Source organism: Streptomyces sp. LaBMicrA B280 (assembly GCF_049222185.1).
Classification (GTDB): domain Bacteria; phylum Actinomycetota; class Actinomycetes; order Streptomycetales; family Streptomycetaceae; genus Streptomyces; species Streptomyces murinus.
In genome coordinates this window covers 378,203-403,353 of record NZ_JBMJCT010000033.1, presented here as the reverse complement: position 1 = coordinate 403,353, position 25,151 = coordinate 378,203, and the positions used below count along the sequence as shown (strand labels likewise).

At 70.2% G+C, this 25,151-nt stretch carries 22 protein-coding genes and 1 tRNA gene; 12 read left to right on the top strand and 11 right to left on the bottom strand.

Annotated features, from left to right (window positions below):
- The first annotated feature begins 316 nt into the window (after positions 1-316).
- The 4 genes from nhaA (at position 317) to ACLF5H_RS26755 (ending at position 3,605) form a co-directional block, all read left to right on the top strand.
- On the top strand, positions 317-1,759 hold the full coding sequence (nhaA, locus tag ACLF5H_RS26770; RefSeq protein ID WP_421678558.1) for a Na+/H+ antiporter NhaA: 1,443 nt from the start codon (positions 317-319) through the stop codon (positions 1,757-1,759).
- 98 nt (positions 1,760-1,857) lie between these two features.
- The gene (locus ACLF5H_RS26765) at positions 1,858-2,346 is read left to right on the top strand and encodes a phage holin family protein (protein WP_421678557.1); all 489 of its coding nucleotides are present in this window, start codon (positions 1,858-1,860) and stop codon (positions 2,344-2,346) included.
- A complete protein-coding gene (locus ACLF5H_RS26760) occupies positions 2,343-3,287 on the top strand; it encodes an alpha/beta fold hydrolase (RefSeq protein WP_421678556.1) in 945 nt (314 codons plus the stop codon). The genes ACLF5H_RS26765 and ACLF5H_RS26760 overlap by 4 nt, the downstream gene beginning before the upstream one ends.
- Before the next feature lie 138 nt (positions 3,288-3,425).
- Positions 3,426-3,605, top strand: coding sequence for a hypothetical protein (locus ACLF5H_RS26755; protein ID WP_085565843.1), 180 nt, complete (start codon positions 3,426-3,428; stop codon positions 3,603-3,605).
- A gap of 13 nt (positions 3,606-3,618) precedes the next feature.
- Here the strand turns inward: ACLF5H_RS26755 and ACLF5H_RS26750 are convergent, their stop codons facing one another.
- From ACLF5H_RS26750 to nth, 3 genes are all read right to left on the bottom strand, one after another.
- Positions 3,619-4,818, bottom strand: coding sequence for a MarP family serine protease (locus tag ACLF5H_RS26750; RefSeq protein WP_421678555.1), 1,200 nt, complete (start codon positions 4,816-4,818; stop codon positions 3,619-3,621).
- Positions 4,819-4,941: 123 nt separating this feature from the next.
- Positions 4,942-5,637 (bottom strand): NUDIX hydrolase, encoded by a 696-nt coding sequence (locus ACLF5H_RS26745; RefSeq protein ID WP_421678554.1) that lies wholly within the window; start codon positions 5,635-5,637, stop codon positions 4,942-4,944.
- 55 nt (positions 5,638-5,692) lie between these two features.
- A complete protein-coding gene (gene nth, locus ACLF5H_RS26740; RefSeq protein ID WP_421678553.1) occupies positions 5,693-6,715 on the bottom strand; it encodes an endonuclease III in 1,023 nt (340 codons plus the stop codon).
- Positions 6,716-7,039: 324 nt separating this feature from the next.
- On the opposite strand from nth, the gene ACLF5H_RS26735 reads away from it, so the two are divergent.
- Both ACLF5H_RS26735 and ACLF5H_RS26730 read left to right on the top strand, forming a co-directional pair.
- Entirely contained in the window at positions 7,040-7,714 is a 675-nt protein-coding gene (locus tag ACLF5H_RS26735; RefSeq protein WP_014674022.1) for a Crp/Fnr family transcriptional regulator, read from the top strand.
- Between the two features lie 111 nt (positions 7,715-7,825).
- Positions 7,826-8,686: a nucleotidyltransferase domain-containing protein gene (locus ACLF5H_RS26730; protein ID WP_421678552.1), complete on the top strand. Its 861-nt coding sequence runs from the start codon at positions 7,826-7,828 to the stop codon at positions 8,684-8,686.
- Positions 8,687-8,694: 8 nt separating this feature from the next.
- On the opposite strand, the gene ACLF5H_RS26725 is transcribed toward ACLF5H_RS26730, so the two are convergent.
- The 4 genes from ACLF5H_RS26725 to ACLF5H_RS26710 all read right to left on the bottom strand — a co-directional run bounded on the left by ACLF5H_RS26725 (position 8,695) and on the right by ACLF5H_RS26710 (position 11,128).
- Complete coding sequence (locus ACLF5H_RS26725) at positions 8,695-9,525, bottom strand: MBL fold metallo-hydrolase (protein ID WP_421678551.1); 831 nt, start codon at positions 9,523-9,525, stop codon at positions 8,695-8,697.
- Entirely contained in the window at positions 9,522-10,415 is an 894-nt protein-coding gene (locus ACLF5H_RS26720; RefSeq protein ID WP_421678550.1) for an NUDIX hydrolase, read from the bottom strand. Before ACLF5H_RS26720 ends, ACLF5H_RS26725 begins: the two co-directional genes overlap by 4 nt.
- Positions 10,416-10,508: 93 nt before the next feature.
- On the bottom strand, positions 10,509-10,973 hold the full coding sequence (locus ACLF5H_RS26715) for a RidA family protein (RefSeq protein ID WP_085565836.1): 465 nt from the start codon (positions 10,971-10,973) through the stop codon (positions 10,509-10,511).
- The gene (locus ACLF5H_RS26710) at positions 10,970-11,128 is read right to left on the bottom strand and encodes a DUF4177 domain-containing protein (RefSeq protein ID WP_018547934.1); all 159 of its coding nucleotides are present in this window, start codon (positions 11,126-11,128) and stop codon (positions 10,970-10,972) included. The genes ACLF5H_RS26715 and ACLF5H_RS26710 overlap by 4 nt, the downstream gene beginning before the upstream one ends.
- A 100-nt stretch (positions 11,129-11,228) precedes the next feature.
- On the opposite strand from ACLF5H_RS26710, the gene ACLF5H_RS26705 reads away from it, so the two are divergent.
- The gene (locus ACLF5H_RS26705; protein ID WP_421678549.1) at positions 11,229-12,206 is read left to right on the top strand and encodes an ArsA family ATPase; all 978 of its coding nucleotides are present in this window, start codon (positions 11,229-11,231) and stop codon (positions 12,204-12,206) included.
- Positions 12,203-13,753: an ArsA family ATPase gene (locus ACLF5H_RS26700; protein WP_421678548.1), complete on the top strand. Its 1,551-nt coding sequence runs from the start codon at positions 12,203-12,205 to the stop codon at positions 13,751-13,753. The genes ACLF5H_RS26705 and ACLF5H_RS26700 overlap by 4 nt, the downstream gene beginning before the upstream one ends.
- A gap of 134 nt (positions 13,754-13,887) precedes the next feature.
- Here ACLF5H_RS26700 and wblA read toward each other — a convergent pair whose 3' ends face one another.
- Positions 13,888-14,226, bottom strand: a complete 339-nt coding sequence (gene wblA / locus ACLF5H_RS26695; RefSeq protein ID WP_421678547.1) for a transcriptional regulator WblA — start codon at positions 14,224-14,226, stop codon at positions 13,888-13,890.
- A gap of 495 nt (positions 14,227-14,721) precedes the next feature.
- Here wblA and ACLF5H_RS26690 point away from each other — a divergent pair, with 495 nt between their 5' ends.
- A complete protein-coding gene (locus ACLF5H_RS26690; RefSeq protein ID WP_421678546.1) occupies positions 14,722-17,061 on the top strand; it encodes a transglycosylase domain-containing protein in 2,340 nt (779 codons plus the stop codon).
- Positions 17,062-17,152: 91 nt separating this feature from the next.
- Here the strand turns inward: ACLF5H_RS26690 and ACLF5H_RS26685 are convergent, their stop codons facing one another.
- Entirely contained in the window at positions 17,153-17,620 is a 468-nt protein-coding gene (locus ACLF5H_RS26685; RefSeq protein ID WP_421678545.1) for a GatB/YqeY domain-containing protein, read from the bottom strand.
- Between the two features lie 94 nt (positions 17,621-17,714).
- Between ACLF5H_RS26685 and ACLF5H_RS26680 the strand changes: the two genes are divergently transcribed.
- From ACLF5H_RS26680 to ACLF5H_RS26670, 3 genes are all read left to right on the top strand, one after another.
- A complete protein-coding gene (locus ACLF5H_RS26680; protein WP_421678544.1) occupies positions 17,715-18,641 on the top strand; it encodes a metallophosphoesterase in 927 nt (308 codons plus the stop codon).
- Between the two features lie 55 nt (positions 18,642-18,696).
- Positions 18,697-19,428 carry a Pr6Pr family membrane protein gene (locus tag ACLF5H_RS26675; protein ID WP_421678543.1) on the top strand — a complete coding sequence of 244 codons (732 nt, stop codon included), beginning with the start codon at positions 18,697-18,699 and terminating at the stop codon, positions 19,426-19,428.
- Positions 19,429-19,495: 67 nt separating this feature from the next.
- Positions 19,496-19,569 (top strand) — tRNA-Pro (locus ACLF5H_RS26670).
- 180 nt (positions 19,570-19,749) lie between these two features.
- Here the strand turns inward: ACLF5H_RS26670 and ACLF5H_RS26665 are convergent.
- Together ACLF5H_RS26665 and ACLF5H_RS26660 are read right to left on the bottom strand one after the other, a co-directional pair.
- Entirely contained in the window at positions 19,750-24,342 is a 4,593-nt protein-coding gene (locus ACLF5H_RS26665; RefSeq protein WP_421678542.1) for a sacsin N-terminal ATP-binding-like domain-containing protein, read from the bottom strand.
- 526 nt (positions 24,343-24,868) lie between these two features.
- The gene (locus ACLF5H_RS26660) at positions 24,869-25,132 is read right to left on the bottom strand and encodes a hypothetical protein (protein ID WP_421678541.1); all 264 of its coding nucleotides are present in this window, start codon (positions 25,130-25,132) and stop codon (positions 24,869-24,871) included.
- Positions 25,133-25,151: the final 19 nt, after the last annotated feature.

Genomic DNA, 25,151 nt, shown 5'->3' with positions numbered 1-25,151 from the left:
TGCGCGACGTCGCCGAAAACCGCCAACTCGGAGACGTCACCACCCTCACCGACTCCAGCGTCATGGACCTCATCCAGTCCAAACTCCCCACCACCCCCACCGAGGACTGATCCCGCACGACGGACAAGGGGCGCCCGGCATCCGCCGGACGCCCCTTCCGCAGGTCAGGGCCCACCGGTCCCGGTCGCCTTTCCCTCGCCCGAGAAGTTAGGTAAAGTAACCAAAGCGTCAAGAAGTCAACAAGATCCATATGGGGTGTGCCGGGAAGTCTGGTCGGCAGGTACGTAATCCTGCCCGCTTCCGGAGGTCCCCCATCGTGACCGCGCCCCGCACCCCGCACCCCGCCCGCAAGGCCCTCGGACGCCTGTCCCTGCCCGAGCGGACCTATGTCGCGGACGCCCTGCGCACGGAGACCGTCGGCGGAGTACTCCTGCTGCTCGCCGCCGTGACCGCCCTGATCTGGGCGAACGTCCCGGCGCTGCGCCACAGCTACGAGGCGGTCAGCCACTTCAGCTTCGGCCCCGCCGCCCTCGGCCTGGATCTGTCGGTCGCCCACTGGGCCGCCGACGGCGTCCTCGCGATCTTCTTCTTCGTCGCCGGTATCGAGCTCAAACGCGAACTGGTCGCCGGAGACCTGCGCGACCCCAAGGCGGCCGTGCTCCCCGTGGTGGCCGCCCTGTGCGGCATGGCCGTACCCGCGCTCGTCTACACCGTCACCAACCTCGCCGGACACGGCTCCACGCAGGGCTGGGCGGTGCCCACCGCCACCGACATCGCCTTCGCGCTCGCCGTCCTCGCGGTGATCGGCACCTCGCTGCCCAGCGCCCTGCGCGCCTTCCTGCTCACCCTGGCCGTCGTTGACGACCTCTTCGCGATCCTGATCATCGCGGTCTTCTTCACCGACCGGCTGAACTTCGCCGCGCTCGGCGGCGCGTTCCTCGGCCTCGCCGTCTTCTGGCTGCTGCTGCGCAAGGGCGTGCGCGGCTGGTACGTCTATCTGCCGCTCGCGGTCGTCAACTGGGCGCTGATGTACAACAGCGGCGTGCACGCCACCATCGCCGGCGTGGCCATGGGCCTGATGCTGCGCTGCACCACCCGCGAGGGCGAGGGGCACTCGCCCGGCGAGCGCGTCGAGCATCTGGTGCGGCCCCTGTCCGCCGGGTTCGCGGTACCGCTGTTCGCGCTGTTCAGCGCCGGTGTGGTGGTGTCCGGGCGGGCGCTCGGCGATCTGTTCACCCGGCCGGAGACCCTCGGCGTGGTGCTGGGCCTGGTCCTCGGCAAGGCGCTCGGCATATTCGGCGGCACCTGGCTGACCGTCCGCTTCACCCGCGCCTCCCTGAGCGAGGACCTCGCCTGGCCGGACGTCTTCGCGGTGGCCTCGCTCGCCGGCATCGGCTTCACGGTCTCGCTGCTCATCGGCGAACTGGCCTACGACGGCGACGCGCTCCTCACCGACGAGACCAAGGCCGCCGTCCTCACCGGGTCCCTGATCGCCGCGGTCTGTGCCACCGTGCTGCTGAAGATACGCAACGCCAAGTACCGGCGGCTGTGCGAGGCCGAGGACCGCGACGAGGACCTCGACGGCGTCCCCGACGTCTACGAGGAAGACGACCCGGCGTACCACCTCCGCATGGCCCGGATCCTGGAGCGCAGGGCCGCCGAACACCGGCGGATCGCCGCCGAGCGGACGGCCGCGGCGGACGACGGGCGTGCCGAAGTACCGGGCGGGGCAGGCGACGAGGGCGGCCGTCCGGCATGATCTGACGAGACGGTACAAATCAAGACGGTGACCCGGGGCGGGGCGGCGGCCCGCCCGGCAGGCCCGGGGACACGAAAGAACTCGTAAGGGAGAACGCGATGAGCGCACCCGACGGCAGCCCGGTCGGCGCCGAACGCAGCATCGGCCAGCTGTTCGCCTCGGCGACGACCGATTTGTCGGCGCTGGTGCACGACGAGATCGCGCTGGCCAAGGCGCAGCTCAAGCAGGACGTGAAGCGCGGCGCGACCAGCGGCGGCGCGTTCTCGCTGGCGGGCGCGGTCCTGATCTTCTCCCTGCCGATGCTCAACTTCGCCCTGGCGTACGGCATCCGCACCTGGTCCCACTGGAACCTGGCGATCTGCTTCGTGCTGTCCTTCGCGGCGAACGTGCTCGTCGCCGGTCTGCTCGCGCTGATCGGTGTGGTCTTCGCGAAGAAGGCCAAGAAGGGCCGGGGCCCGCAGAAGGTCGCCGCGTCCATGAAGGAGTCGGCGAGCGTCCTGGGCAACGCCAAGCCGCACCCGCGCCCGGAGCTTCCCGAGGATCGCAGCCCCGCGGCCATCGAGGCTGTGGCACGCTCGTCGTCATGACGGACCCCGCTCATGACCCCGCTCCTCCCTCACCGGTACGGATCGGCCTGCCCGGACACCAGGTGATCCACCGGGACGTCGCCGCGAACGGCGCCCGCTTCCACATCGCGGAACTCGGCGACGGCCCCCTGGTGCTGCTGCTCCATGGCTTCCCGCAGTTCTGGTGGACCTGGCGGCACCAACTGGTCGCTCTCGCGGAGGCCGGCTACCGGGCGGTGGCCATGGACCTGCGGGGCGTCGGCGGCAGCGACCGCACACCGCGCGGCTACGACCCGGCCAACCTCGCCCTGGACGTCACCGGTGTCATCCGCTCGCTCGGCGAGCCGGACGCCGCGCTGGTCGGACACGACCTCGGCGGCTATCTGGCGTGGACCGCGGCGGCCATGCGCCCCAAGCTGGTGCGGCGGCTCGCGGTGGTGTCGATGCCGCACCCCCGGCGCTGGCGCGCCGCGATGCTGCGCGACGCCCGGCAGACGGCCGCCAACTCCTACATCTGGGGCTTCCAGCGGCCCTGGATCCCGGAGCGTCAACTCACCGCGGACGACGGGGAGCTGGTGGGCCGTCTGATCCGGGACTGGTCCGGGCCGCGCCCGCCGGAGGACGAGGCGGTGCGCGCGTACCAGCGCGCCATGTGCATCCCCTCCACCGCGCACTGCTCCGTCGAGCCGTACCGCTGGCTGGTGCGCTCCCTGGCGCGCCCGGACGGCGTGCAGTTCTACCGCAGGATGAAGCGTCCGGTGCGGGTGCCCACGCTGCATCTGCACGGTTCACTCGATCCGGTGAGCCGCACCCGCAGCGCCGCCGGCTCCGGGGAGTACGTCGAAGCGCCGTACCGCTGGCGGCTGTTCGACGGGCTCGGGCATTTTCCGCACGAGGAGGACCCGGTGGCGTTCTCGACGGAGCTGGTCAACTGGCTGAAGGACCCCGAGCCCGACCGGTGACGACGCGGCGCGGAACCGATGCGTGGAGTATCCGGTTCCTCGCCACTTGTCCCCCGTTCGGCCACATGCCCGCCGCATACGCCAATTGGCCGCCGTCCAAGCGGTTATCGACCTTGGGGCGGGGGCACACGGACCGGTATGGGCTTGACGCACGACTACAGTGACGCACCCCGCAACCGCCGCTCGGCCACGGGCCTGAGCACGCCTCAGCGAGGCACCCCGCAACTCGCGGAAGGCGAACTGCGGGTGGGGATCCCGCGCATCCTGCGCCGCCGGGCCCGCTGGGTCTCGGTGCGGCTGCGTCACCCGCGCAACTGAGCCGCCCCGCGGCTCACAGCGCGCAGCTGTCCGTGCCCACCTGTTCGTTCGCCGTGCGACCGCGGGCGATGTCCGGCCGGATCTCGTCCGCCGTCAGCGCGTAACCGGTCTCGGCGTCGTCCAGGGACTTGGCGAACACCACCCCGTAGACCCTGCCGTCAGGGGTGAGCAGGGGTCCGCCGGAGTTTCCCTGGCGGACGGTCGCGTACAGCGAGTAGACATCGCGGCGCACGCTGCCGCGGTGGTAGATGTCCGGGCCGTTGACCGAGATGCGCCCGCGCACCCGGGCCGCGCGCACGTCGTACGAGCCGTTCTCCGGGAACCCGGCCACGATCGCGCCGTCGCCCCCGGCCGCGTCCGGCGCGGAGAACTTCAGCGCGTCCGCCTTCAGGTCCGGTACGTCGAGTACCGCGATGTCGCGCTTCCAGTCGTACAGCACCACCTTGGCGCCGTACCGCCGCCCCACCCCGCCTATCTGCACGGTCGGCGCGTCCACCCCGCCGACGACGTGCGCGTTGGTCATCACCCGGCGGTCGGCGAAGACGAAGCCGGTGCCCTCCAGGACCTTGCCGCAGCTCTGCGCGGTGCCGGTGACCTTGACGATGGAGCGCTGGGCGTGGGTGGCGACCGGGCTGCCGGCGAGGGCCGGGTCGGGCGGCTGGACGTCCTTGATGGGCTCGTCGGAGAACGGGCTGAAGACCTGCGGGAAGCCGTTCTGCGCGAGGACCGAGGAGAAGTCCGCGAACCAGCCGTCGGCCTGGGCGGGCAGCGCCCGGGAGACCCCGAGCAGCACCTTGGAGCCGCGTACCTGCTTGCCGAGGGTCGGCAGGGTGGTGCCGGCCAGGGCGGAGCCGATCAGCCAGGCGACCAGGAGCATCGCCACCACGTTGACCAGCGCGCCGCCGGTGGCGTCCAGGGCGCGGGCCGGGGACCAGGTGATGTGCTTGCGCAGCTTGTTGCCGAGGTGGGTGGTCAGGGCCTGGCCGACGGAGGCGCAGACGATGACGACGACCACGGCCACGACGGCGGCGGTGGTGCCCACCTGCGCGTTGTCGGTCACCGCGTCCCAGGCGACGGGCAGCGCGTACACCGCCGCGAGGCCGCCGCCCAGGAACCCGATCACCGACAGGATGCCCACGACGAAGCCCTGGCGGTAGCCCACGACCGCGAACCACACGGCAGCGACCAGCAACAGGATGTCCAGCACGTTCACCGCTTCAGGCCCTCGCCTACTCCGTTCCGCTTCCCGCGGCTCGGACGAGGCGTCCGGGCCGCCCCCATGGGGACTTCAGGGACCCTGCGTCCCCGGGAAAGAGACAGCACGGGGATCACCCTGTCATGAGCTCCAGTCGAGCGGGGACAGCTTCTCCCGGTCCCAGGGGCGCTCCCAGCCCGCGTAGTGCAGCAGCCGGTCGATCACTCCGGCCGTGAAACCCCACACAAGGGCCGATTCGACCTGGAATGCCGGACCGCGGAATCCGCTGGGATGGACGACGGTGGTGCGGTTGGCGGGGTCCGTGAGATCCGCCACGGGGACCGTGAACACCCGCGCCGTCTCGTTCGGGTCCACCGCGCCGACCGGGCTGGGCTCGCGCCACCAGCCGAGGACGGGGGTGACGACGAAGCGGCTGACCGGGATGTACAGCCGGGGCAGCGCGGCGAACGGCTGCACCCCGCGGGGGTCGAGCCCGGTCTCCTCCTCGGCCTCGCGCAGGGCGGCGCGCAGCGGGCCCTCGCCGAGCGGATCGCCGTCCTCGGGGTCGAGGGAGCCGCCGGGGAAGGACGGCTGGCCCGCGTGCGAGCGCAGCGAGCCGGAGCGCTCCATGAGCAGCAGTTCGGGGCCGCGGGTGCCCTCGCCGAACAGGATCAGCACGGCCGACTGGCGGCCCGAGCCGTTCTCCGGCGGCAGGAAGCGGCTGAGCTGGAGGGGCTCGATGGTCTCGGCGGCGCGTGCGACCGGGTGCAGCCAGTCGGGCAGTCCCCGGCCGTTCAGCACCACCGCGTCGCCTCGTGTCTCGCCGGCCCACGTCATCGCCCACCCCCGTCGTTCCGTGTCGTCCAACGCCGAGGGCACCGGGTTCGTTCCGTCACGCGGCCCCCAGCGGCGGCGCGGGCCTGCCGCCCGCGTCCAGATAGGCCTGTGGCGGGTTGAGCCGCTGCCCGGGCAGGCCGCCCTTCTCGTACTTCAGCAGCTTCTTCGCCTTCTCCGGGTCGGTCTCGCCCTCGCCGTAGGCCGGGCAGAGCGGGGCGATCGGGCAGGCGCCGCAGGCGGGCTTGCGGGCGTGGCAGATGCGGCGGCCGTGCCAGATGACGTGGTGGGACAGGTCGGTCCAGTCGCTCTTGGGGAACAGCGCGCCGACCGCGGCCTCGATCTTGTCCGGGTCGGTCTCCCCGGTCCAGCGCCAGCGGCGCACCAGCCGCTGGAAGTGGGTGTCCACGGTGATCCCGGGCCGTCCGAAGGCGTTGCCGAGCACGACGAAGGCGGTCTTGCGGCCGACGCCGGGCAGCTTGACCAGGTCCTCGAGACGCCCCGGCACCTCGCCGCCGAAGTCCTCCACCAGCGCCTTGGAGAGCCCTATGACGGACCTGGTCTTGGCCCGGAAGAACCCGCAGGGGCGCAGGATCCCCTCGACCTCCTCCGGGTCGGCGGCGGCCAGGTCCTCGGGGGTGGGATAGCGGCCGAAGAGGCCGGGGGTCGTCTGGTTGACGCGCAGATCGGTGGTCTGGGCCGACAGGACGGTCGCGACCAGCAGCTGGAAGGGGTTCTCGAAGTCCAGCTCAGGGTGGGCGTAGGGGTACACCTCGGCCAGCTCGCGGTCGATCCGGCGGGCCCGGCGGACCAGGGCGGTCCGCGACTCCTTGCCCGGCGGCTCCACGGCGACCTTCTCGGCGGGCGCGGCCTTCTTCACCGGGACCGCGCCGTCGGCGGCCACGGCCTTCTTCGCCGGGGTGACCTTCCGGCCCGAGACGGACTTCCCGGCCGGTGCGGCCTTCCGGGCGGAAGCGGACTTCTTGGCAGGGGCCGCCTTCTTCGCGGAAGGCGCCTTCGCGGCGGAAGCCGCCTTCCCGGCAGACCCTGCCTTCCCTGCCGAACCGGTCTCTTCCGTCATGTCAGCCTTTTTTCTACTTTTCCTACTGCCTCCGGGGCTCTGTTCGCCCACAGCGGAATCGCGACGTACAACCACCCGCTAAGCCCCCTTGGCCTGTGCTCTCACCGGTGATTTGGACACCCGGCCAGCCTAGAGCCCGGCACCGACATCCGCCCCGGACCCCGAAGATCGGCCCCCGATTGGACCCCTGACGCTTACCCCGGCACACCGGTGCGGCATCCTTGTGACAGATCACACTGTTTGGACCGTCCGGCAAAATGAGAACACGGTCCCTGGCACACAGGGGAGAAAGATCCCCTGAGCAGGTCGACAAGGAGAAAACTCGTGGACGACGTTCTGCGGCGCAACCCGCTCTTCGCGGCGCTCGACGATGAGCAGGCCGCGGAGCTTCGCGCCTCGATGAGCGAGGTGACCCTCGCTCGCGGCGACTCCCTGTTCCACGAGGGCGACCCGGGCGACCGCCTGTATGTCGTCACCGAGGGCAAGGTCAAGCTCCACCGCACCTCCCCCGACGGCCGCGAGAACATGCTCGCCGTCGTCGGTCCCGGCGAGCTGATCGGCGAGCTGTCGCTGTTCGACCCGGGCCCGCGCACGGCCACCGCGACCGCGCTGACCGAGGTCAAGCTGCTCGGCCTCGGCCACGGCGACCTCCAGCCCTGGCTGAACGCCCGCCCCGAGGTGGCGGGCGCCCTGCTGCGCGCCGTCGCCCGCCGGCTGCGCAAGACCAATGACGCCATGTCCGACCTGGTCTTCTCCGATGTCCCCGGCCGTGTGGCGCGCGCCCTGCTCGACCTGTCGCGCCGCTTCGGCGTGCAGTCCGAAGAGGGCATCCATGTCGTCCACGACCTCACCCAGGAGGAGCTGGCCCAGCTGGTCGGCGCCTCCCGCGAGACCGTCAACAAGGCCCTGGCCGACTTCGCCCAGCGCGGCTGGCTGCGCCTGGAGGCACGCGCGGTCATCCTGCTGGACGTGGAGCGGCTGGCCAAGCGGTCCCGCTGACGCCCGGGTCCCTCCCGGTACGACATCCAGGGCGCGGCTCCTCGGGGGCCGCGCCCTGAGTCGTGTCTCCCGGCATAAACCCGCTGCCCCGGACCGGTCGGGCACGGCACGATGACCCCCATGACCGCACCTCCCGCCCCACCCCGCCCGCACGGCCTCGACCCCGACGGCTTCTTCGTCCGCGAAGGCTCCCTCGCGCGCGTGCCCGCCGCCTTCCGGCCGGTCCTGGCCGCCGTACGGGAGCGGCTGCCGGAGGTCTTCGGGGCGCGGCTGGACGGCGCATACCTCTACGGGTCGATCCCCCGGGGCACCGCGCGGGTGGGCCGCAGCGACCTGGACCTGCTGATCGTCCTGCGCGCGGAACCGGCCGACGCCGACCGTGCCGCCCTGCGAGCCCTCGGCGAGGCCCTGGACCGGGAGTTCCCGGAGATCGACGGGGCCGGAACGCTGCTGTACGGCCGGGAGCGGCTGCTGAGCGAGCGGGAGCGGTACGACATGGGCTGGTTCCTGGCCTGTCTGTGCACACCGCTGCTCGGGAACGACCTGGCCGAGCTGCTGCCCCGCTACCGCCCCGACTCCCTGCTGGCCCGTGAGACCAACGGCGACCTCGCCCGGCTGCTGCCCCGCTGGCGGACGCGGATCGCCGCTGCCGGGGACGACGAGGCGGCCCGGCGGCGCCTGGTGCGCTTCATGTCCCGCCATCTCGTCCGCACCGGCTTCACGCTCGTCATGACCCGCTGGAACGGCTGGACGAGCGAGCTGCGCGAGATGGCCGAGGTCTGCGGGGCGTACTACCCCGAGCGGGCCGCCCAGCTGCTCGCGGCGGCGGAGTACGGCCGCGAGCCCGTGGGCGACCCGCGGGTGCTGCGCGCCCATGTGGACGACCTGGGCCCCTGGCTCGCCGCCGAGTACGCGCGCGTGCACGGCGTGAAGAGCCCGGAGCCGGGGGAATCCTCCGAGATCAGGCCCTAGACCAGGCCCTAGATCAGGCCGTGCTCGCCGAGGTACTCCAGCTGGGCGCGGACCGAGAGTTCCGCGGCCGGCCACAGGGAGCGGTCCACGTCGGCGTAGACATGGGCGACGACGTCGGCCGCGCCGCGGTGGCCGTTCTCGACGGCGGTCTCCACCTGGGCGAGCCGGTGGGCGCGGTGGGCGAGATAGAACTCCACGGCACCCTGGGCGTCCTCCAGGACCGGGCCGTGCCCCGGCAGCACGGTGTGCACGCCGTCGTCGACCGTGAGGGAGCGCAGCCGGCGCAGGGAGTCCAGGTAGTCGCCGAGCCGTCCGTCGGGGTGCGCCACCATCGTCGTACCGCGCCCGAGGACGGTGTCGCCGGTCAGCACCGCCCGGTCGGCCGGGAGGTGGAAGGACAGCGAGTCCGAGGTGTGCCCGGGGGTCGGTACGACCCTCAGCTCCAGGCCGCCGGTGGTGATCACGTCGCCACCGGCCAGGCCCTCGTCGCCGAGGCGGAGCGCCGGGTCCAGGGCCCGCACCCGGGTGCCGGTCAGCTCGGCGAAGCGGCCCGCGCCCTCGGCGTGGTCCGCGTGCCCGTGCGTGAGCAGGGTCAGGGCTATCCGGCGGCCCGCCTTCTCCGCCGTGTCCACGACCGCGCGCAGATGGCCCTCGTCCAGCGGGCCCGGGTCGATCACCACGGCCAGATCGGAGTCCGGCTCGGCGAGGATCCAGGTGTTGGTGCCGTCCAGGGTCATCGCGGAGGCGTTGGGCGCGAGGACGTTGACGGCCCGCGCGGTGGCCGGTCCGGAGCCGACCGCGCCCCGGGGCTGACCGGGCAGCGCGCTCGCGTCGGTCATGCCCGGCCTCCCCCGGTCGCGTCGGCGGGCGCCGAGCTGGACGGAACGTGCTTGGTGAACTCCTCGTGCCCCGGCCAGGACAGCACGATCTCGCCGTCCCGGAGCCGGGCGGTGGCCTGCACCGGCGTCAGATCGCGCGCGGCGGCGGCCGCGAGGGCCTCGGCGGCGGTGCCGTACGGCAGCAGCTCGCGCAGCGCGGCGATGGTGGGCGGCATCATCAGCAGCTCGCCCCGGTCGTACCCGGCGGCGGCCTCGGCCGGGCGGATCCACACCGTGCGGTCGGCCTCCGTGGAGGCGTTCCGGGTGCGCTGCCCCTCGGGGAGGACGGCCGCGAAGAACCAGGTGTCGTAGCGGCGCGACTCGAACTCCGGGGTGATCCAGCGTGCCCAGGCGCCCAGCAGGTCCGAGCGCAGCACCAGGCCGCGCCGGTGCAGGAACTCGGCGAAGGACTGCTCACGCGCGACCAGGGCGGCGCGGTCCGCCTCCCAGTCGTCGCCGGTGGTGTCGCCGACGACCGCGTCCGGGTCGGGCCCGGCGAGCAGGACGCCCGCCTCCTCGTACGTCTCCCGGACCGCCGCGCAGACGATCGCCTGGGCACCGGCCTCGTCCACCCCGAGCCGCCGGGCCCAGGTCGCGCGCGGCGGGCCCGCCCAGCGGATCCGCGTGTCGTCGTCGCGCGGGTCGACGCCGCCCCCGGGATACGCGTACGCGCCTCCGGCGAAGGCCATGGAGGCGCGTCTGCGCAGCATGTGGACGGCCGGTCCGGCCTCGGTGTCCTTCAGCAGGAGCACCGTCGCCGCACGCTTGGGGGACACCGGGGTGAGGGTGCCGTCCGCGAGCGCGCGGATGCGGTCCGGCCACTCCGGGGGGTACCACTGACCGTTCGCCATGGCCGGAGGCTATCCCGTGTAGGGCGAATGTTCGAGAGGTACCCGAGGTGCCGGAGCGGTGCGGGCGATGCCGGTGGTACGGGTGCGGCGGGGCTACGGAACCAGCTCGACCTGGATCTCGACCTCGACCGGCGCGTCCATCGGGAGCACCGCGACGCCGACCGCGCTGCGGGCGTGCACGCCCTTGTCGCCGAGGGCCTCGGCGAGCAGCTCGCTGGCGCCGTTGATCACACCGGGCTGGCCGGTGAAGTCGGGCGCGGAGGCGACGAACCCGGTGACCTTGACCACGCGCGCGATCCGGTCCAGGTCACCGGCGACGGACTTCACGGCCGCCAGCGCGTTCAGCGCGCAGACGCGGGCCAGGTCCTTGGCCTCGTCGGCGGTGACCTCGGCGCCCACCTTGCCGGTGACGGGCAGCTTGCCCTCGACCATGGGCAGCTGGCCCGCGGTGTACACGTAGACACCGGACTGCACGGCCGGCTGGTAGGCGGCCAGCGGCGGTACGACCTCCGGCAGGCTCAGGCCAAGACCGGCCAGCTTCTCCTCGACCGCGCTCATGCCTGCTTCTCCCGCTTCAGGTAGGCGACCAGCTGCTCGGGGTTCGGCCCGGGCACGACCTGGACGAGCTCCCAGCCGTCCTCGCCCCAGTTGTCCAGAATCTGCTTCGTGGCGTGGACGAGCAGCGGCACGGTTGAGTATTCCCACTTGGTCATGGGCCGACTGTATCCGCTGTGACCGATCACTCCCTCGTCGTCTCCCCGTTATCCACAGCCTCCCGCGTGACGGTCGGCCGGACTGGTTAGTCTCGAAGACGTGAGCAGGCTCCAGGTCGTCAGCGGCAAGGGCGGGACCGGAAAGACGACGGTCGCCGCCGCACTCGCGCTGGCCCTCGCGACCGAGGGGAAGCGGACGCTTCTCGTGGAGGTCGAGGGCCGGCAGGGCATCGCACAGCTCTTCGAGACGGAGGCGTTGCCGTACGAAGAGCGGAAGATCGCGGTCGCTCCCGGGGGCGGGGAGGTGTACGCACTGGCCATAGACCCCGAACTGGCCCTTCTGGACTACCTCCAGATGTTCTACAAACTGGGCGGCGCCGGGAGAGCCCTGAAGAAGCTCGGCGCCATCGACTTCGCCACCACCATCGCGCCCGGCATCCGGGACGTCCTGCTCACCGGCAAGGCGTGCGAGGCGGTGCGCCGCAAGGACCGGGCCGGCCGGTTCATCTACGACTACGTGGTCATGGACGCGCCCCCGACCGGCCGCGTCACCCGCTTCCTCAACGTCAACGACGAGGTGGCGGGCCTGGCGAAGATCGGCCCGATACACAATCAGGCGCAGGCCGTGATGCGGGTCCTCAAGTCGCCGGAGACGGCGGTGCACCTGGTGACGCTGCTGGAGGAGATGCCGGTCCAGGAGACCGCCGACGGCATCGCCGAACTGCGCGCGGCGCGGCTGCCGGTGGGCCGGGTCATCGTGAACATGGTGCGGCCCGAGGTGTTGGACGCCGGGGATCTGGAACTCGTGCGGACGGTGGACCACTCCGCCGTGGCCCGGTCCCTGTCGGCCGCCGGTCTCGGCGGCGCGCGGCGCGGCGGGAACGCGGAGAAACTGGTGGACCCGCTGCTGGCCCAGGCCGCGGAGTACGCCGAGCGGCACGCCCTGGAGCAGGAGCAGCGCGGTGTGCTCGGCGAGCTGGGCCTGCCCCTGCACGAACTGCCGCTGCTCGCCGAGGGAATGGACCTGGCGGGTCTGTACGAACTCGCCGCCGAGCTGCGCGAGCAGGAGGTGTCATGACAGCCGAGGAGCAGGGCGCGGCCGACGGGCGCGAGGCGGCGACCGGAGACCGGGGCGAGAGCCTCGGCAGATCCGGGGGCCGCGACAAGGCCGAGGTCCGGGAGGAGCCCGGGATCCGGGAGAAGGCCGGGAGCCGCGACAAGGCCGGGAGCAGGGAGAAGGCCGAGGTCCGGGAGAAGGCCGAGGTCCGGGAGAAGGCCGAGGAGCGTGGCGCGGCCGAGGGGCGGGAGGCGGCGGCCCGGCGGCTGGCCTCCTCCCGGGTGCTGGACGTCGACGCGCTGCTGGACGACCCGAAGACGCGCATCGTGGTGTGCTGCGGCTCCGGCGGCGTCGGCAAGACGACCACCGCGGCCGCCCTGGGCCTGCGCGCGGCCGAGCGGGGCCGCAAGGTCGTCGTGCTCACCATCGACCCGGCCCGCAGGCTGGCCCAGTCGATGGGCATCGACTCCCTGGACAACGTCCCCCGCCGGGTCAAGGGCACCGACGGCGCCGGCGAGCTGCACGCCATGATGCTCGACATGAAGCGCACCTTCGACGAGGTCGTGGAGGCGCACGCGGACCGCGAGCGGGCGGCCGCGATCCTGGCGAACCCCTTCTACCAATCGCTCTCGGCGGGCTTCGCGGGCACGCAGGAGTACATGGCGATGGAGAAGCTGGGCCAGCTGCGGGCGCGGGACGAATGGGACCTGATCGTGGTCGACACCCCGCCCTCCCGCTCGGCCCTGGACTTCCTGGACGCCCCCAAGCGGCTCGGCTCCTTCCTGGACGGCCGGCTGATCCGCCTGCTCACCGCCCCCGCCAAGCTGGGCGGCCGCGCGGGCATGGCGTTCCTGAACGTCGGGATGTCGATGATGACCGGCACCCTGGGCAAGCTGCTCGGCGGCCAACTCCTCAAGGACGTCCAGACGTTCGTGGCCGCGATGGACACCACCTTCGGCGGCTTCCGCACCCGCGCGGACGCCACGTACAAGCTGCTCCAGGCGCCCGGCACGGCGTTCCTGGTGGTGGCGGCCCCGGAGCGGGACGCGCTGCGCGAGGCCGCGTACTTCGTGGAGCGGCTGGCCGCGGAGGACATGCCGCTGGTGGGTCTCGTGCTCAACCGGGTGCACGGCAGCGGCGCCGGCCGGCTGTCGGCCGAGCGGGCGCTCGACGCCGCGGAAAATCTTGCGGACCCCGGCATTGTGGATCAGGGGGACGGGAAAGCTGGACTTCGTAACTCTCCCGACACATACGGCAGTTCACAGTCTCCCGCAACCGAGGCAGCACCCGGTACCGACGCATCCGGCGCTCTCCCCGACGGCTCCCCCACCGACGAGGAACGTTCCGTCGACCGGCTCGCCGAGGGCCTGCTGAGGCTGCACGCCGAGCGCATGCACCTCCTGGCGCGCGAGCAGCGCACGCGCGACCGCTTCACCGCCCGCCACCCCGAGGTGGCGGTGGTCGACGTACCCGCCCTGCCCGGCGATGTGCACGACCTCACGGGCCTGCGCGACATCGGCGACCGCCTCGCGGCGGGCGCGCCCACGGAGCGCCCGGAACCGTCGTAGCGGACGCGGCCCGGCACAGTGGACGCGATCGCTCTCGCCCTGGGCTCCTGGCCGAACCCGAGGCGGGTGGGCCGCGAGGTCTGCGGGGCCTGCGGCGCTTGACCTGTGGTGTGTTTGGCCCGCGCCCGCGGTCCTCAGCTCACGGCCGCGTAGTGCTCGTACACCTCGTCGCTGTCGAGGCTCACGAACCCGGTGCCGCGCTCGTACTCCGAGCGGGCGGTCTCCAGCAGCCTGCGCCAGGAGGTCACGGTGGGACGCCGACGCAGCAGCGCGCGGCGCTCCCGCTCGGTCATGCCTCCCCACACGCCGAACTCGACGCGATTGTCCAGCGCGTCCGCCAGGCACTCGGTGCGTACCGGACATCCGGTGCACACCGCCTTGGCTCTGTTCTGCGCTGCTCCTTGAACGAACAGTTCATCCGGATCGGTAGTGCGGCAGGCAGCCTGCGCACTCCAGTCGGTTACCCAGCCCATACCGGCGCCGTCCTCTCCCGAATCGAGGCTCCCCCACGGCGGCAGCGGCATATTCACCGCAGCCAGTTGAGGACGTTACGGAAGGTGGGCACAGCGCAACACCCCCGTCGGGCCCAATCTTGAATGGCCCGAACGGACTATGGGTAAGCGGCAGATCACCCGCGGGAGTGAGCTGGCGACATATGCGACTGTCCCGGCAAACCAGGACAGCTACGGTGCGCCACAGCGGGCATCAAGTGACACACGAGGCGCAATCGGACACGTCTCGGGGTGCGACACGGGTGGTTCGCAAGGGTTCGGGACGCCGGACGGAGTGGTACCGGGCCGCACAGCTGTGACAGTTGGGAGCAGCTTAGGCCAAGGGCTGCGCGCCTGTCCGGGAAATGGAAACGTAGGCAGGTCAGGGGGCACGCGGGGGCCTCGTACCGGGCACGGAACATCCCGAAGGCAAGCCGCTCCCTCAAAACGCTCAGGAGTACGGATTAGGCTGCCCCCATGCCAAAGAAGCGCTCGGGCGGTGGTCTGTCGCCGTTGCAGCAGGCCGCGAAGTTCCTCGGTGTCAGTGTGCTCGCGGGAGCCGTGATGGCCGGCATCGCACTGCCCGCGGCCGGCGCCCTGGGCCTCGCGGCCAAGGGCTCGGTCAAGAGCTTCGACGAGATCCCGGCCAACCTGAAGAGTCCCCAGCTCAGTCAGCGCACGACGATCCTGGACGCCAAGGGCGGGCAGATCGCGAGCGTGTACAGCCGGGACCGTACGGTGGTCGACCTCAAGGACATCTCGCCGTACATGCAGAAGGCGATCGTCGCGATCGAGGACTCGCGCTTCTACCAGCACGGCGCGATCGACCTCAAGGGCGTGCTGCGCGCCCTGAACAAGAACGCGCAGGAGGGCGGGGTCGCGCAGGGCGCCTCCACGCTCACCCAGCAGCTGGTGAAGAACTACTTCATCGAGGAGGCCGGCGACGACCCGACGAAGGTCGCCGAGGCCACCCAGCAGACCATGGGCCGCAAGGTCCGCGAGCTGAAGTACGCGATCCAGATCGAGGAACAGCTCGGCAAGAAGAAGATCCTCGAGAACTATCTGAACATCACCTTCTTCGGTGAGCAGGCCTACGGCGTGGAGGCCGCCTCCGAGCGGTACTTCTCCAAGCACGCCAAGGACCTGAACCTCCAGGAGTCCGCGCTGCTGGCCGGCATCGTGCAGTCCCCGAGCCGCTACGACCCGGTCAACGACGAGGCGGAGGCCACCAAGCGCCGCAACACCGTGCTCCAGCGCATGGCGGAACTGGGCGACATCTCCCCGCAGGAGGCCGCCCAGGCCAAGCGCCAGCCGCTCGGGCTCAACCCCAGCCAGCCCAAGAACGGCTGCATCACCGCGGTCCAGGGCGCCGGCTTCTTCTGCGACTACGTGCGCGAGGTCTTCCTCACCGACCCGGCCTTCGGCAAGACCAAGGAGGCGCGCGCCAAGCTGTGGAACCAGGGCGGTCTGACGATCCGTACGACGCTCGACCCGCAGTCCCAGCAGTCCGTGCAGAACTCCATCAAGAACCACGTCTACAAGTCCGACCAGGTGGCGACGGCCGCGACGATCGTCGAGCCCGGCACCGGCAAGATCCTCGCCATGGGCCAGTCCCGGCCGTACGGCTTCGGCACGAACGAGACGCAGATCAACCTGTCGGTGAACCAGGGCATGGGCGGCGGCGCGGGCTACCAGCCGGGTTCGACGTTCAAGCCGATCGTCGCGGCGGCCGCGATCGAGGGCGGCAAGTCCCCGGCGCAGCAGTACTCGTCGCCGTACGAGATGCCGTACCCGAGCCCGGTGGCCGCCTGCAACGGCAAGACCTGGCGCAACGACCCGGCCAAGCCGGCCAAGCTGACCAATGAGAACGAGTCGGAGCACGGGCCGTACGGCATGAAGGAGGCGACCGCCAAGTCGGTCAACACCTACTACGTGCAGCTGATCAGCGACATCGGTATCTGCCCGGTGATCGACATGGCGAAGAAGATGGGCGTGGCGCGCGCCGACGGCCGCAAGATCGACCAGGCCCCCTCGATCGCGCTCGGCACCCAGGAGATGTCCCCGCTGACGATGGCGAACGCGTACGCCACCTTCGCCTCGCGCGGCATGTACTGCACCCCGGTCGCCATCGAGTCGGTCACCCAGACGACCGGCAGCCGGGTGAAGTCCCTGCCGGTGCCGCGTTCGACCTGCTCGCGCGCGATGTCCGAGAAGACGGCGGACACCGTCAGCACGCTCCTCAAGGGCGTGGTCGAGGACGGCACCGGCCAGGAGGCGGGCCTCGGCGACCGCCCGAGCGCGGGCAAGACCGGTACGACGGACGAGCGCTTCGCCGCCTGGTTCGTCGGCTACACCCCGAACATGGCGGGCGCGGTCTGGGTCGGCGACCCGCAGCACCGGCGCCACATGGTCAACATCACCATCGGCGGCATCCCGCACGACAAGGTCTACGGCGGTGAGGTCCCCGGTCCGATCTGGCGCGACATGATGAACGGCGCCCTGGAGGGCAAGCCGACGGAGGACTTCAACCTGGTCGACATCCCGGACGACAACGGCTCCGGCGACAACCACCAGGGCCAGGGACAAGGACAGGGCCAGGGCCAGGGCAACGGCGGTCAGCACGGCGGCGCCAACGGGGGCGGCCACGGACAGCTGATCGGCGGCCTGCTCGGCGGTCTGACCGGCGGCGGCGCGAACGGCGGCGGCCCCGGCGACATCGGCGGCACGGTCCCGTCCGCACCCGGCAACATCGTCCAGGGGCAGACGAACGGCGGGGCGAACGGCCGGGCGGTCGGGGGGACCGGCGGTCGCCGCTAGCCCTTCGGGGAGTACGACGACGGGGCCGCACCCTTTGTTTCGGGGTGCGGCCCCGTCGTCGTACCGTCGTGCTGTCTTCCCCGTCCCGGGGTCAGCCCTGGAGGAGCTTCTTCACCGCGGCGGCGACCCGGCCGCCCTCGGCCCGGCCGGCCACCTTGGGGTTCACGGTCTTCATGACGGCGCCCATGGCCCGGGGCCCCTCGGCGCCCGCCGCCCTGGCCTCCGCGACGGCCTGGGCGACGATCGCGTCCAGCTCCTCGTCGGACAGCTGCTGGGGCAGGTACTCGGCGAGCACCTCGCCCTCCGCCTTCTCGCGCTCGGCCGACTCGGCGCGGCCGCCCTTCGCGAAGGCATCGGCCGCCTCCCGGCGCTTCTTCGCCTCGCGGGTGATCACCTTGAGGACCTCGTCGTCGGACAGCTCCCGCTTCTGCTTGCCCGCGACCTCCTCATTGGTGATCGCCGAGAGGGTCAGCCGGAGCGTGGAGGAGCGGAGCTCGTTGCGCTCCTTGATCGCGGCGTTGAGGTCGTCCTGCAGCTTCGACTTGAGCGTGGTGGTCATGTGGTCGATTGTCTCAGGTGCGGGGCCGGGGGTGCCTGCCGATTTAGCGGGCGGGCGGTCCCGGGGGGCGGGCGCGGTCTGACACGATGGTCATATGCGCGCGCGATACGGAATTCCCCTGGGAATCATGGCGGCAGGCGCCGCCGGTCTGGCGTACTCGGTGGGCTTCGAGGCCCGCTCCTTCCGCCTGCGACGGGTGACCGTCCCCGTCCTGCCGCCGGGCATGCATCCACTGCGGGTGCTCCAGGTCTCCGACATCCACATGGTCGGCGGGCAGCGCAAGAAGCAGCGCTGGCTGCGCTCGCTGGCGGGCCTGCGGCCGGACTTCGTGATCAACACCGGCGACAACCTGTCGGACCCGGAGGGCGTGCCGGAGGTGCTGGACGCGCTGGGCCCGCTGATGGAGTTCCCGGGGGCGTACGTCTTCGGCTCCAACGACTACTACGGCCCCAAACTCCGCAACCCCGCCCGCTACTTGCTGGAGAAGACGAGCGGCCGCCACGGCCTGAACGGCAACGCGCCGGCGGTCGGCGTGATCCACAACCCGTGGGAGGACCTGCGGGACGGCTTCGACGAAGCGGGCTGGGTGAACCTGACCAACACCCGCGGCGCCCTGAAGATCGAGGGCGTGTCGATCGAGCTGACCGGCCTGGACGACCCGCACATCAAGCGCGACCGCTACGCCAAGGTGGCCGGCGGCCCGACGGAGTCGTACGACTTCTCGCTCGGCGTGGTCCACGCTCCCTACCTGCGCGTCCTGGACGCCTTCACCGCGGACGACTACCCGCTGGTCCTGGCCGGCCACACGCACGGCGGGCAGCTGTGCATCCCCTTCTACGGCGCCCTGGTCACCAACTGCGACCTGGACACGGACCGGGTGAAGGGCCTGTCCACGCACACGGCTCAGGGCCGTACGTCCTATCTGCATGTCTCGGCGGGCTGCGGCACCAACCGCTACACCCCGGTCCGCTTCGCGTGCCCCCCGGAGGCGACGCTGCTGACGCTGGTGCCGAGGTCGTAACTCACCTGGCGTAGCCCGCATGGCCCGCATGCGCGCCCCTTCCTAGCGTGAGGGCATGACCGCCCAGATACCCAGGGAGATCCCGGGCCTGCCCCCGGTCCCGGCGTCCCCCCTGCTCCCGCGTTCCCCGGCGCCCGCCAGGGCGGTACTGGCCCCGTCCCACCGCCGCCCCGGGGCCGCCGCGTACCGCCTGCTCACGGCGCTGATCGCGGCGGCGGGCGTGGCCCTCGCCGTCCTGCGGAGCACCCCGGCGCACGCGCTGAGCTACTTCGGGGTGCAGGCGGGGGCGATCCTGGCCGGGACGATGCTCCTGTCGGCGTCCCGCGCCTTTCGCGCCCACCGCGCCCTCCCCTCCTGGCTGACCGGCGCGGCCCTGCTGTACGCCCTGGTGTCCGCGCTGACGTACCACCTGCTGCTGGCCAGGACCCCGTTCTCGATGACCGCGCTCTCGACACCCCCGGAGCGCTGGCACACCCAGTGGATCACCCTCCAGCTCCTGCACACGGTGGCTCCCGCGGCGGCCCTGCTGGACTGGCTGTGCCTGACCCCGGCGCCCCGGCTGCATCTGCACCAGGCCACGACCTGGCTCCTCTACCCCCTGGCCTACCTGGCCTTCTACCTCGCCCGCGGCACGCCTTACCTCTACCCCTTCCTGAACCCCGCCGCCCACGGCTACCGCGTCACCCTGGCCAACGCCCTCCTCCTGGGCCTGGGGACCTACGCCCTGGCCACCCTCCTCGTGGCCCTCGACCACATCCGCCCGACCCCGATCCACCGCCACCTCTGAACCGGATTTCGTTTCCTGGCCCCCAGTGGGCTAAAGTAAACGACGTCGCCGCGACAAGCAGTGACATCGGGGTGTAGCGCAGCTTGGCAGCGCGCTTCGTTCGGGACGAAGAGGTCGTGGGTTCAAATCCCGCCACCCCGACAGCCGAAACACCAGGTCAAGGGTCTGATCCGCTTCGCGGGTCGGGCCCTTGACTGGTTTCTGAGGCCATTTTGGGAGCCGATCATGTCCTGGCTCCCAAACCGCTCCCGTCACCCCGTCGCCAAGCCTGCTCGTTCATGCACCAAGGGTGGCGGGCCTCCAGTGATCACGGGGCAGCACTCACACGCTGCCATCCGGCCATTGCCACACTGCCGCGTCGGCATCCGCGTCACGTACGCCCTTCAGCTTCACGTCGGCCATGGTTTCGACGTCGAAGAAGCGCAACGGATCGGTGATGATCCGCAGCATCGGGGTCCCCCTGCCCTCTTCCAGGTTCGAGGCGATGACGAGCGAGTAGTTGCTTCCCTCTGCAAGCGCACGTGTGAGTTCCGCGCCGGTGAGTGAGACGTCGGCCGGCTCTGCCCCGCCATGAGCCTTGATCTCGTAGAAATGGCCTGTCGAGTCGACGGCGTCTGCCCCCAGCCGTTGAAGACCTCGCTGGTCTTCCAACGTCCGTCCGCTCAGGTCAAGGATTCCGGCAAGCAATGCCAGGACGGTCTTCTCCTTATCCCGGTCCTGGTATCCGAGCAGGCCGGAGTACTCGCTGGGTGCGGCCCCGCCCTGACGGGGTTGCGGCAGCGAGACGACGCGCCGGCTTCTGACGGAGGGCGCAGAGCGCTGCTGCGGCGAGGAACGGGTACGGGTGCTCTGAGGGGTACGCGTCTGCAGTTCGCTCAAGGGGACCAGCCTGCGAGCCGGAGGAGGGGCAGGTGGGGATGCCACGCCGGAAGGTGTGGGACTCGCAGGAGGAACAGGCACAGGCATCGACCGAGGCGACTGGGCTTCTTTTGGTGGCTTTACCTGGCCGCTCGCCTGGGTCGGCACCGAAGGACCTGCGGGCCGCGACAACTCCCGCTCCCGCAGCTGCGAAGCCAAACGCTCGCGGTCCTCGTGATCTTGTTGGCCGGACGGGACGAGCGGAGTGACGGGAGCGTCCTGCGGCCAGTCCTCCTCCCAGAGATCGCGCCAACGGTGGCCGACGTGAGCGCGCTCCGCTGCGAAGAGGGAGGCCACAGCCAACCCACCTCCCCGGGCGGTTCTCAGCGCCCCGGGACTATCGACGAAGAGCGCCTTAGCTTCCCGATCGACATGCGCATCGACCGGGATCTCGATCACCTCATCGTCCTCGTTTGTGTTCAGGCGGATCCGCAGCCCTGGCAAGACCCGTACCTCAAGCTCCATCAGCCGGGCCCAGTCCGTGAAAGCCTCAGCGGCAGCTGGCTCATCCCTGACGAGAGTGTCCTGCAAGCTGGTCACGGCCCATCGAAAGTCCCCGGTCAGCTGCTGATCAGAACGTCCACTGTCCGGGGCAACGACACACGCTTCCGCTGTCTCCAGCTTGTGCACCTTGAGGACACCCAGCAGGCCAGTGAATTGCTGGAGATCTCCGCCCGGCTGCCAAACATGGAGGTGCTCACCGAGCGTACGCACGATGGCGGGGTGGTCTACCGCGTAGACGGGCCGTTCCTGCGTCCAGCCTCGGGTGGTGCGCAGCGGCAACCAGCGCAGCTTGGACCGCAAGCCAGGAGAGATGGAACCCTCAGCTGAAGTGACGGTGTCGGCGAGGGACCTCAGTGCCTCCAGCATTACGCGCTGTTGGTCCGCCTGGAGCTGGGTGCCGGACTGCGCGATCTCCTTCAGCACATCGGCAAGGTCCTCAGGTCTCGGCTCTTCGATCCAGAGAGCTTCCCAGAGCGGGTTCAACTCAGGGTCAGGAATGGTGAAGGGTCGGAAGCCGCGCAGGATTGTCGGGCCGCGGAAACAGGCAGCCGCCCCCTGCCATCCCTTGTCGGTGAGCACGAAGTCGTTGCCGTTGAATGCATCCCGAACCCTCTTTCGCAGCTCACTGCGAGACGTGCCCACCGCCTCATGGCTCAGCCGCCCTGCCAGAGCCTGATAGACGAGATAGACCTCGGCTTTGAGACGGTCGTCCACCGAGCCGAGAGCCATGGAGCGCTTCCGAAGTTCCCGCAATCTATTGATCAACTGAGGAACGTCGGGGTCTCCATTCACCCCGAGAACCGCCAAGACATCGATCCGGCTGGACGTGTTCTCCTGGATCGCAGGGTGGAGATATCCCGGGTCGTCACGGCCGTAGAGCGCCTGCGAGTCGCGCGTGGACAAGTGCACCTGCGCCGGAGTGCGCAGTTTGCCGCTGGTGTCTTCCAGCCAGGCGGCCTCCCGGAGGCGCCAGACCCACAGGGCCGCCGTCTGGCCGTGCGCGATCCATCGGCGGTTCGCCTCCGCCGCTTGTACGTCCGCGTAGTCGGATGAGGTGACCATGCCGGGCCTGCCGAGCGTCTGCAACAGAGCGGCCGTACGGCGCCTGCGTTCCCGAAGGTTCTGCTCGGAGACGATGTGCTTTACCACGGCATCCAGGTCCGGGCTGATGCGGTCGTCCAGCGTGTAATCCGCCCTCAACCGGCGTAGCTCCCTCGCGCGAGCAACTGGGGACAACCAGCAGTCTCGCGCGAGACCGATGCGGGAGTCGGCCTCATACGACTTGGTTTCTCGGCCCGGCTGAAGCTCCTTGAGCCGGGGTGTATCCGCCACCCCCAGAAGGCGTAGGAAGGCAGTTCGGCTCAGCCCGCACTGACCTTGAGACAGCAGAGTGCGTGTGTAGGAGCGCTGCGCCCACTTGATGCCGGGAGTCTTTCCTGCGGCGACGGCGAAACGATCGCCGTCGGTGCTCTCCAGCACTTGGGGGAGGTAGGCATGTGCGGGTGGCACCTTGCATGGCATTTCGTTGCCGTCGGAGTCGTACACATATCCATCGAGGAGTAGGGCCTTCCCGATCCCGGGACCGAGTCGCTCCCGCACCTTCTTCGACACTTCGCCCAAGGCCGCTTGGATGGCCACGAGTTGCTCGACTCCGCATCCCGTGTCGCCGCCGATTCGGCTGCCAACGCGGCCCATCCGCTCGATTCGGCTCAGTACGGCCGCGGTGTCGTCGCGTCGTACGAGACAGCCCTGTTTCCGCAGCCAATCGAGGACACGTCTTGCCCACGGCGAGTTCTCCGCGTAGTCGGCATGGAGGTTCACGACGATGCCCAACGCGTCCAGCGGATTACTGCTGCGCGGTTCAGCGTCCTGGGGCTCAGCGAACGCGATTCCGGGCGCCGTCGGCCGCAGTCGCCGGCCATCGGCGTCGATGACACACGGACGATTGCGCAGCAGGAAGTCGAGATCCTCCTCAATGGCAGCCGCCGCGAGACGGATGGTCTGCCCGATGTCGTACTGGATGTCGTCGAGTGAGCTGAGCGCGTCCCTCACCCGCACCTCATCGGCGAGTTCTGCGGTCCCCTCGGAGCGCCAGTCCGTCAGGACCTCACGCCACTGGTGAGCATCGTCGCGAGCGCGTTGCGGAAAGGTACTCCGCAGTCCGGCCAGCCGGGCGATGTCCTCGTCATCCAGCACACCCGACAGCTGCGGCTCCTCAACGGCGAGCGCCGAGAGCGGCTTTATGGTCCCGTCCGGGCAGAGGAGGGAGATCCGGGAGGCCAACCAGGTGCGGGACCGGTCGACCAACGCCGCACGGATGCTGTCCGGGAGCCGAGTGGAGGATGACGGGTCGGAGGGCAATGGCAGCGGAACAAGGTGCCAAGCCGAAGGTTCGACCTCGCTCAGTACATCGAGGGCGGCAGCGGCCCAAAGGTCTGCGACGAGCGGGACGAGGTCCGCGTTCCATCGGCTGGCAGCGAATCCCTCACGGCTGACGACGGGGTCGAACTGGGCGTGCACTCGAGCTGGGGCGCTCAACTCGGCCACGGGTAGACCCGCGTGCACGCTCCCCAGTTCCGGTCCGTGCACCGGCAGCGCGACGGCGACCGGCATGGAGGCGCCCACCGCCTTGTGCCGACGTGTACTCGTGCCGTGCGGTGCGACGTGGGCGTCGTAGACCCTCCACAGGGCCCCATTGGTCGTCCGGGCTTCACGGACCCGGACCTCCGCTTCCTCACTGTCGATGCGCAGTTTTCGCCGGTCGATCTCTGCCCAACTCAGCTTAAGCATCACCGATGGCGTCTCGTCGTCCCCCTGCTCACTTGAACAGTCGCTGAGGGCTTCGACCTGCCGCACGTGGCGGAGGAAGAGCAGGGAGCTGTCATTCCACGTCTCGAACCACTCGAAGAGCTCCGAGGCGGACAGAGAGTCGGGCGGCAGAGGAATTCGGAAGACCGTCCATTCGCGCCCCACAAGTTGCTCCGGCACCGTCAACGGTTCCACAGACCGAATCGACAGGTCGGCGAACCGCACGTGAAAGGGGTGACAGTGCACCTCCCAGGTGGTCGCCAAGGCGCGCAAGGTAGCCAGCCCGATTCCGAATCGCCCCGTCGCCTCCGCATCGGAGCTCTTGCCACTGAGCCAGGGAAGGCCGAGCAGCAAGATGTCAGCCAGTCGTACACCCTTGCCATCATGGGCAATCAACAACTCCTGGGGGCGCCAGATGAATCGGACTTGGGTAGCGCCCGTGTCATCAGCGTTCTGCACCATCTCGGACAGGACTTGCAGGCGGTCCGATGAGAGAGTTTCGGCGCCCCTCTGCCCTCCCTCAGCCATCAGCCGGAAGACGCCGGGCCCATTCTGAAGGCCCTCATCGAGGAGTCCTACTGCGCGAGCGGCCTGTTCAACGGTCGCGATATCGATACCCGGATCCGTACGCGGATCCGACAACAGTGCTTCCACTGCCGCGATGAGCTCTCCATCCTCGTTCACCCGAATCCCCTCCCCATGGTTGTTTTCAAGAGCGCCCCCGCGCCCAGCCAAAGCCTCGGGGCAGTTGGTGCACGACCTGGCTATGACCGGCGAATTTGCGCCAAAAACCAGTAACGTACAGCCTGGAGTCAGCACGTCAGTACCAGAGCAGGCCGCGCGCCACAGTCCGCCCAAGCACACGACCATCAGCTCACGCCACAGCCGGTGAACGACCGGAACTACCTGATGCTGGGGCCCGATTGTCAGACCGAGATGCTAGAGGCGACGGACGCTGAGGCGCTCGTACTCCCTTGAACCCGTGGAGCCATCCCGTCGGCCCACTGATACTCATGCGCCTCGTGGACACCATGGAAGTTCGCTCAGTCAGCAGCCCTGTCCCAGCTGTTTGCACCGCGGCACCGTCGAGGGTTGACGGGTAGCCCCGAACGCCTTGTGTCGCAGCGACCACAGACGGTGCGACGAACGCCGTGCACCCTTGGCCTCGGTCAAATGACCGGCAGCCAAGTCCATACGGTCACGAAGCCTCTCAGCCCGCGCACTCGCCACGCTTTGCAAGGATGCTGCGAACCGTGTTGCGGGAGTGGCCCGAGAGTTGAGCGATTTCGACCTCGCTCAACCCCGATCTCTTCGCCTCGATGACCAGGGCATCTCGAGTCGCACACGTACGCCGGTACTTCTCAAGTTTCTCCCGTACGGCGTCTGCGCTGTCCGGCGACGGTGCATACGAGACGCCCGTCCTCTCCATCTTGTATGTGCGGTGCGACCGGGAGTCGTCGCTGGTGCTCTCCATCCGCCGCACAGTAAGCGGT

Excerpts from the sequence above, each read along its gene's own strand:
- ACLF5H_RS26685 (WP_421678545.1), bottom strand. The coding sequence starts at position 17,620 with ATGACCACCACGCTCAAGTCGAAGCTGCAGGACGACCTCAACGCCGCG.
- ACLF5H_RS26720 (WP_421678550.1), bottom strand. The coding sequence starts at position 10,415 with ATGGCGAACGGTCAGTGGTACCCCCCGGAGTGGCCGGACCGCATCCGC.
- ACLF5H_RS26675 (WP_421678543.1), top strand. The coding sequence starts at position 18,697 with ATGACCGCCCAGATACCCAGGGAGATCCCGGGCCTGCCCCCGGTCCCG.
- ACLF5H_RS26745 (WP_421678554.1), bottom strand. The coding sequence starts at position 5,637 with ATGACGTGGGCCGGCGAGACACGAGGCGACGCGGTGGTGCTGAACGGC.
- ACLF5H_RS26760 (WP_421678556.1), top strand. The coding sequence starts at position 2,343 with ATGACGGACCCCGCTCATGACCCCGCTCCTCCCTCACCGGTACGGATC.
- ACLF5H_RS26700 (WP_421678548.1), top strand. The coding sequence starts at position 12,203 with ATGACAGCCGAGGAGCAGGGCGCGGCCGACGGGCGCGAGGCGGCGACC.
- nth (WP_421678553.1), bottom strand. The coding sequence starts at position 6,715 with ATGACGGAAGAGACCGGTTCGGCAGGGAAGGCAGGGTCTGCCGGGAAG.
- ACLF5H_RS26680 (WP_421678544.1), top strand. The coding sequence starts at position 17,715 with ATGCGCGCGCGATACGGAATTCCCCTGGGAATCATGGCGGCAGGCGCC.
- ACLF5H_RS26755 (WP_085565843.1), top strand. The coding sequence starts at position 3,426 with ATGGGCTTGACGCACGACTACAGTGACGCACCCCGCAACCGCCGCTCG.
- ACLF5H_RS26765 (WP_421678557.1), top strand. The coding sequence starts at position 1,858 with ATGAGCGCACCCGACGGCAGCCCGGTCGGCGCCGAACGCAGCATCGGC.
- ACLF5H_RS26725 (WP_421678551.1), bottom strand. The coding sequence starts at position 9,525 with ATGACCGACGCGAGCGCGCTGCCCGGTCAGCCCCGGGGCGCGGTCGGC.
- ACLF5H_RS26710 (WP_018547934.1), bottom strand. The coding sequence starts at position 11,128 with ATGACCAAGTGGGAATACTCAACCGTGCCGCTGCTCGTCCACGCCACG.
- ACLF5H_RS26660 (WP_421678541.1), bottom strand. The coding sequence starts at position 25,132 with ATGGAGAGCACCAGCGACGACTCCCGGTCGCACCGCACATACAAGATG.
- ACLF5H_RS26690 (WP_421678546.1), top strand. The coding sequence starts at position 14,722 with ATGCCAAAGAAGCGCTCGGGCGGTGGTCTGTCGCCGTTGCAGCAGGCC.
- ACLF5H_RS26730 (WP_421678552.1), top strand. The coding sequence starts at position 7,826 with ATGACCCCCATGACCGCACCTCCCGCCCCACCCCGCCCGCACGGCCTC.
- wblA (WP_421678547.1), bottom strand. The coding sequence starts at position 14,226 with ATGGGCTGGGTAACCGACTGGAGTGCGCAGGCTGCCTGCCGCACTACC.
- ACLF5H_RS26715 (WP_085565836.1), bottom strand. The coding sequence starts at position 10,973 with ATGAGCGCGGTCGAGGAGAAGCTGGCCGGTCTTGGCCTGAGCCTGCCG.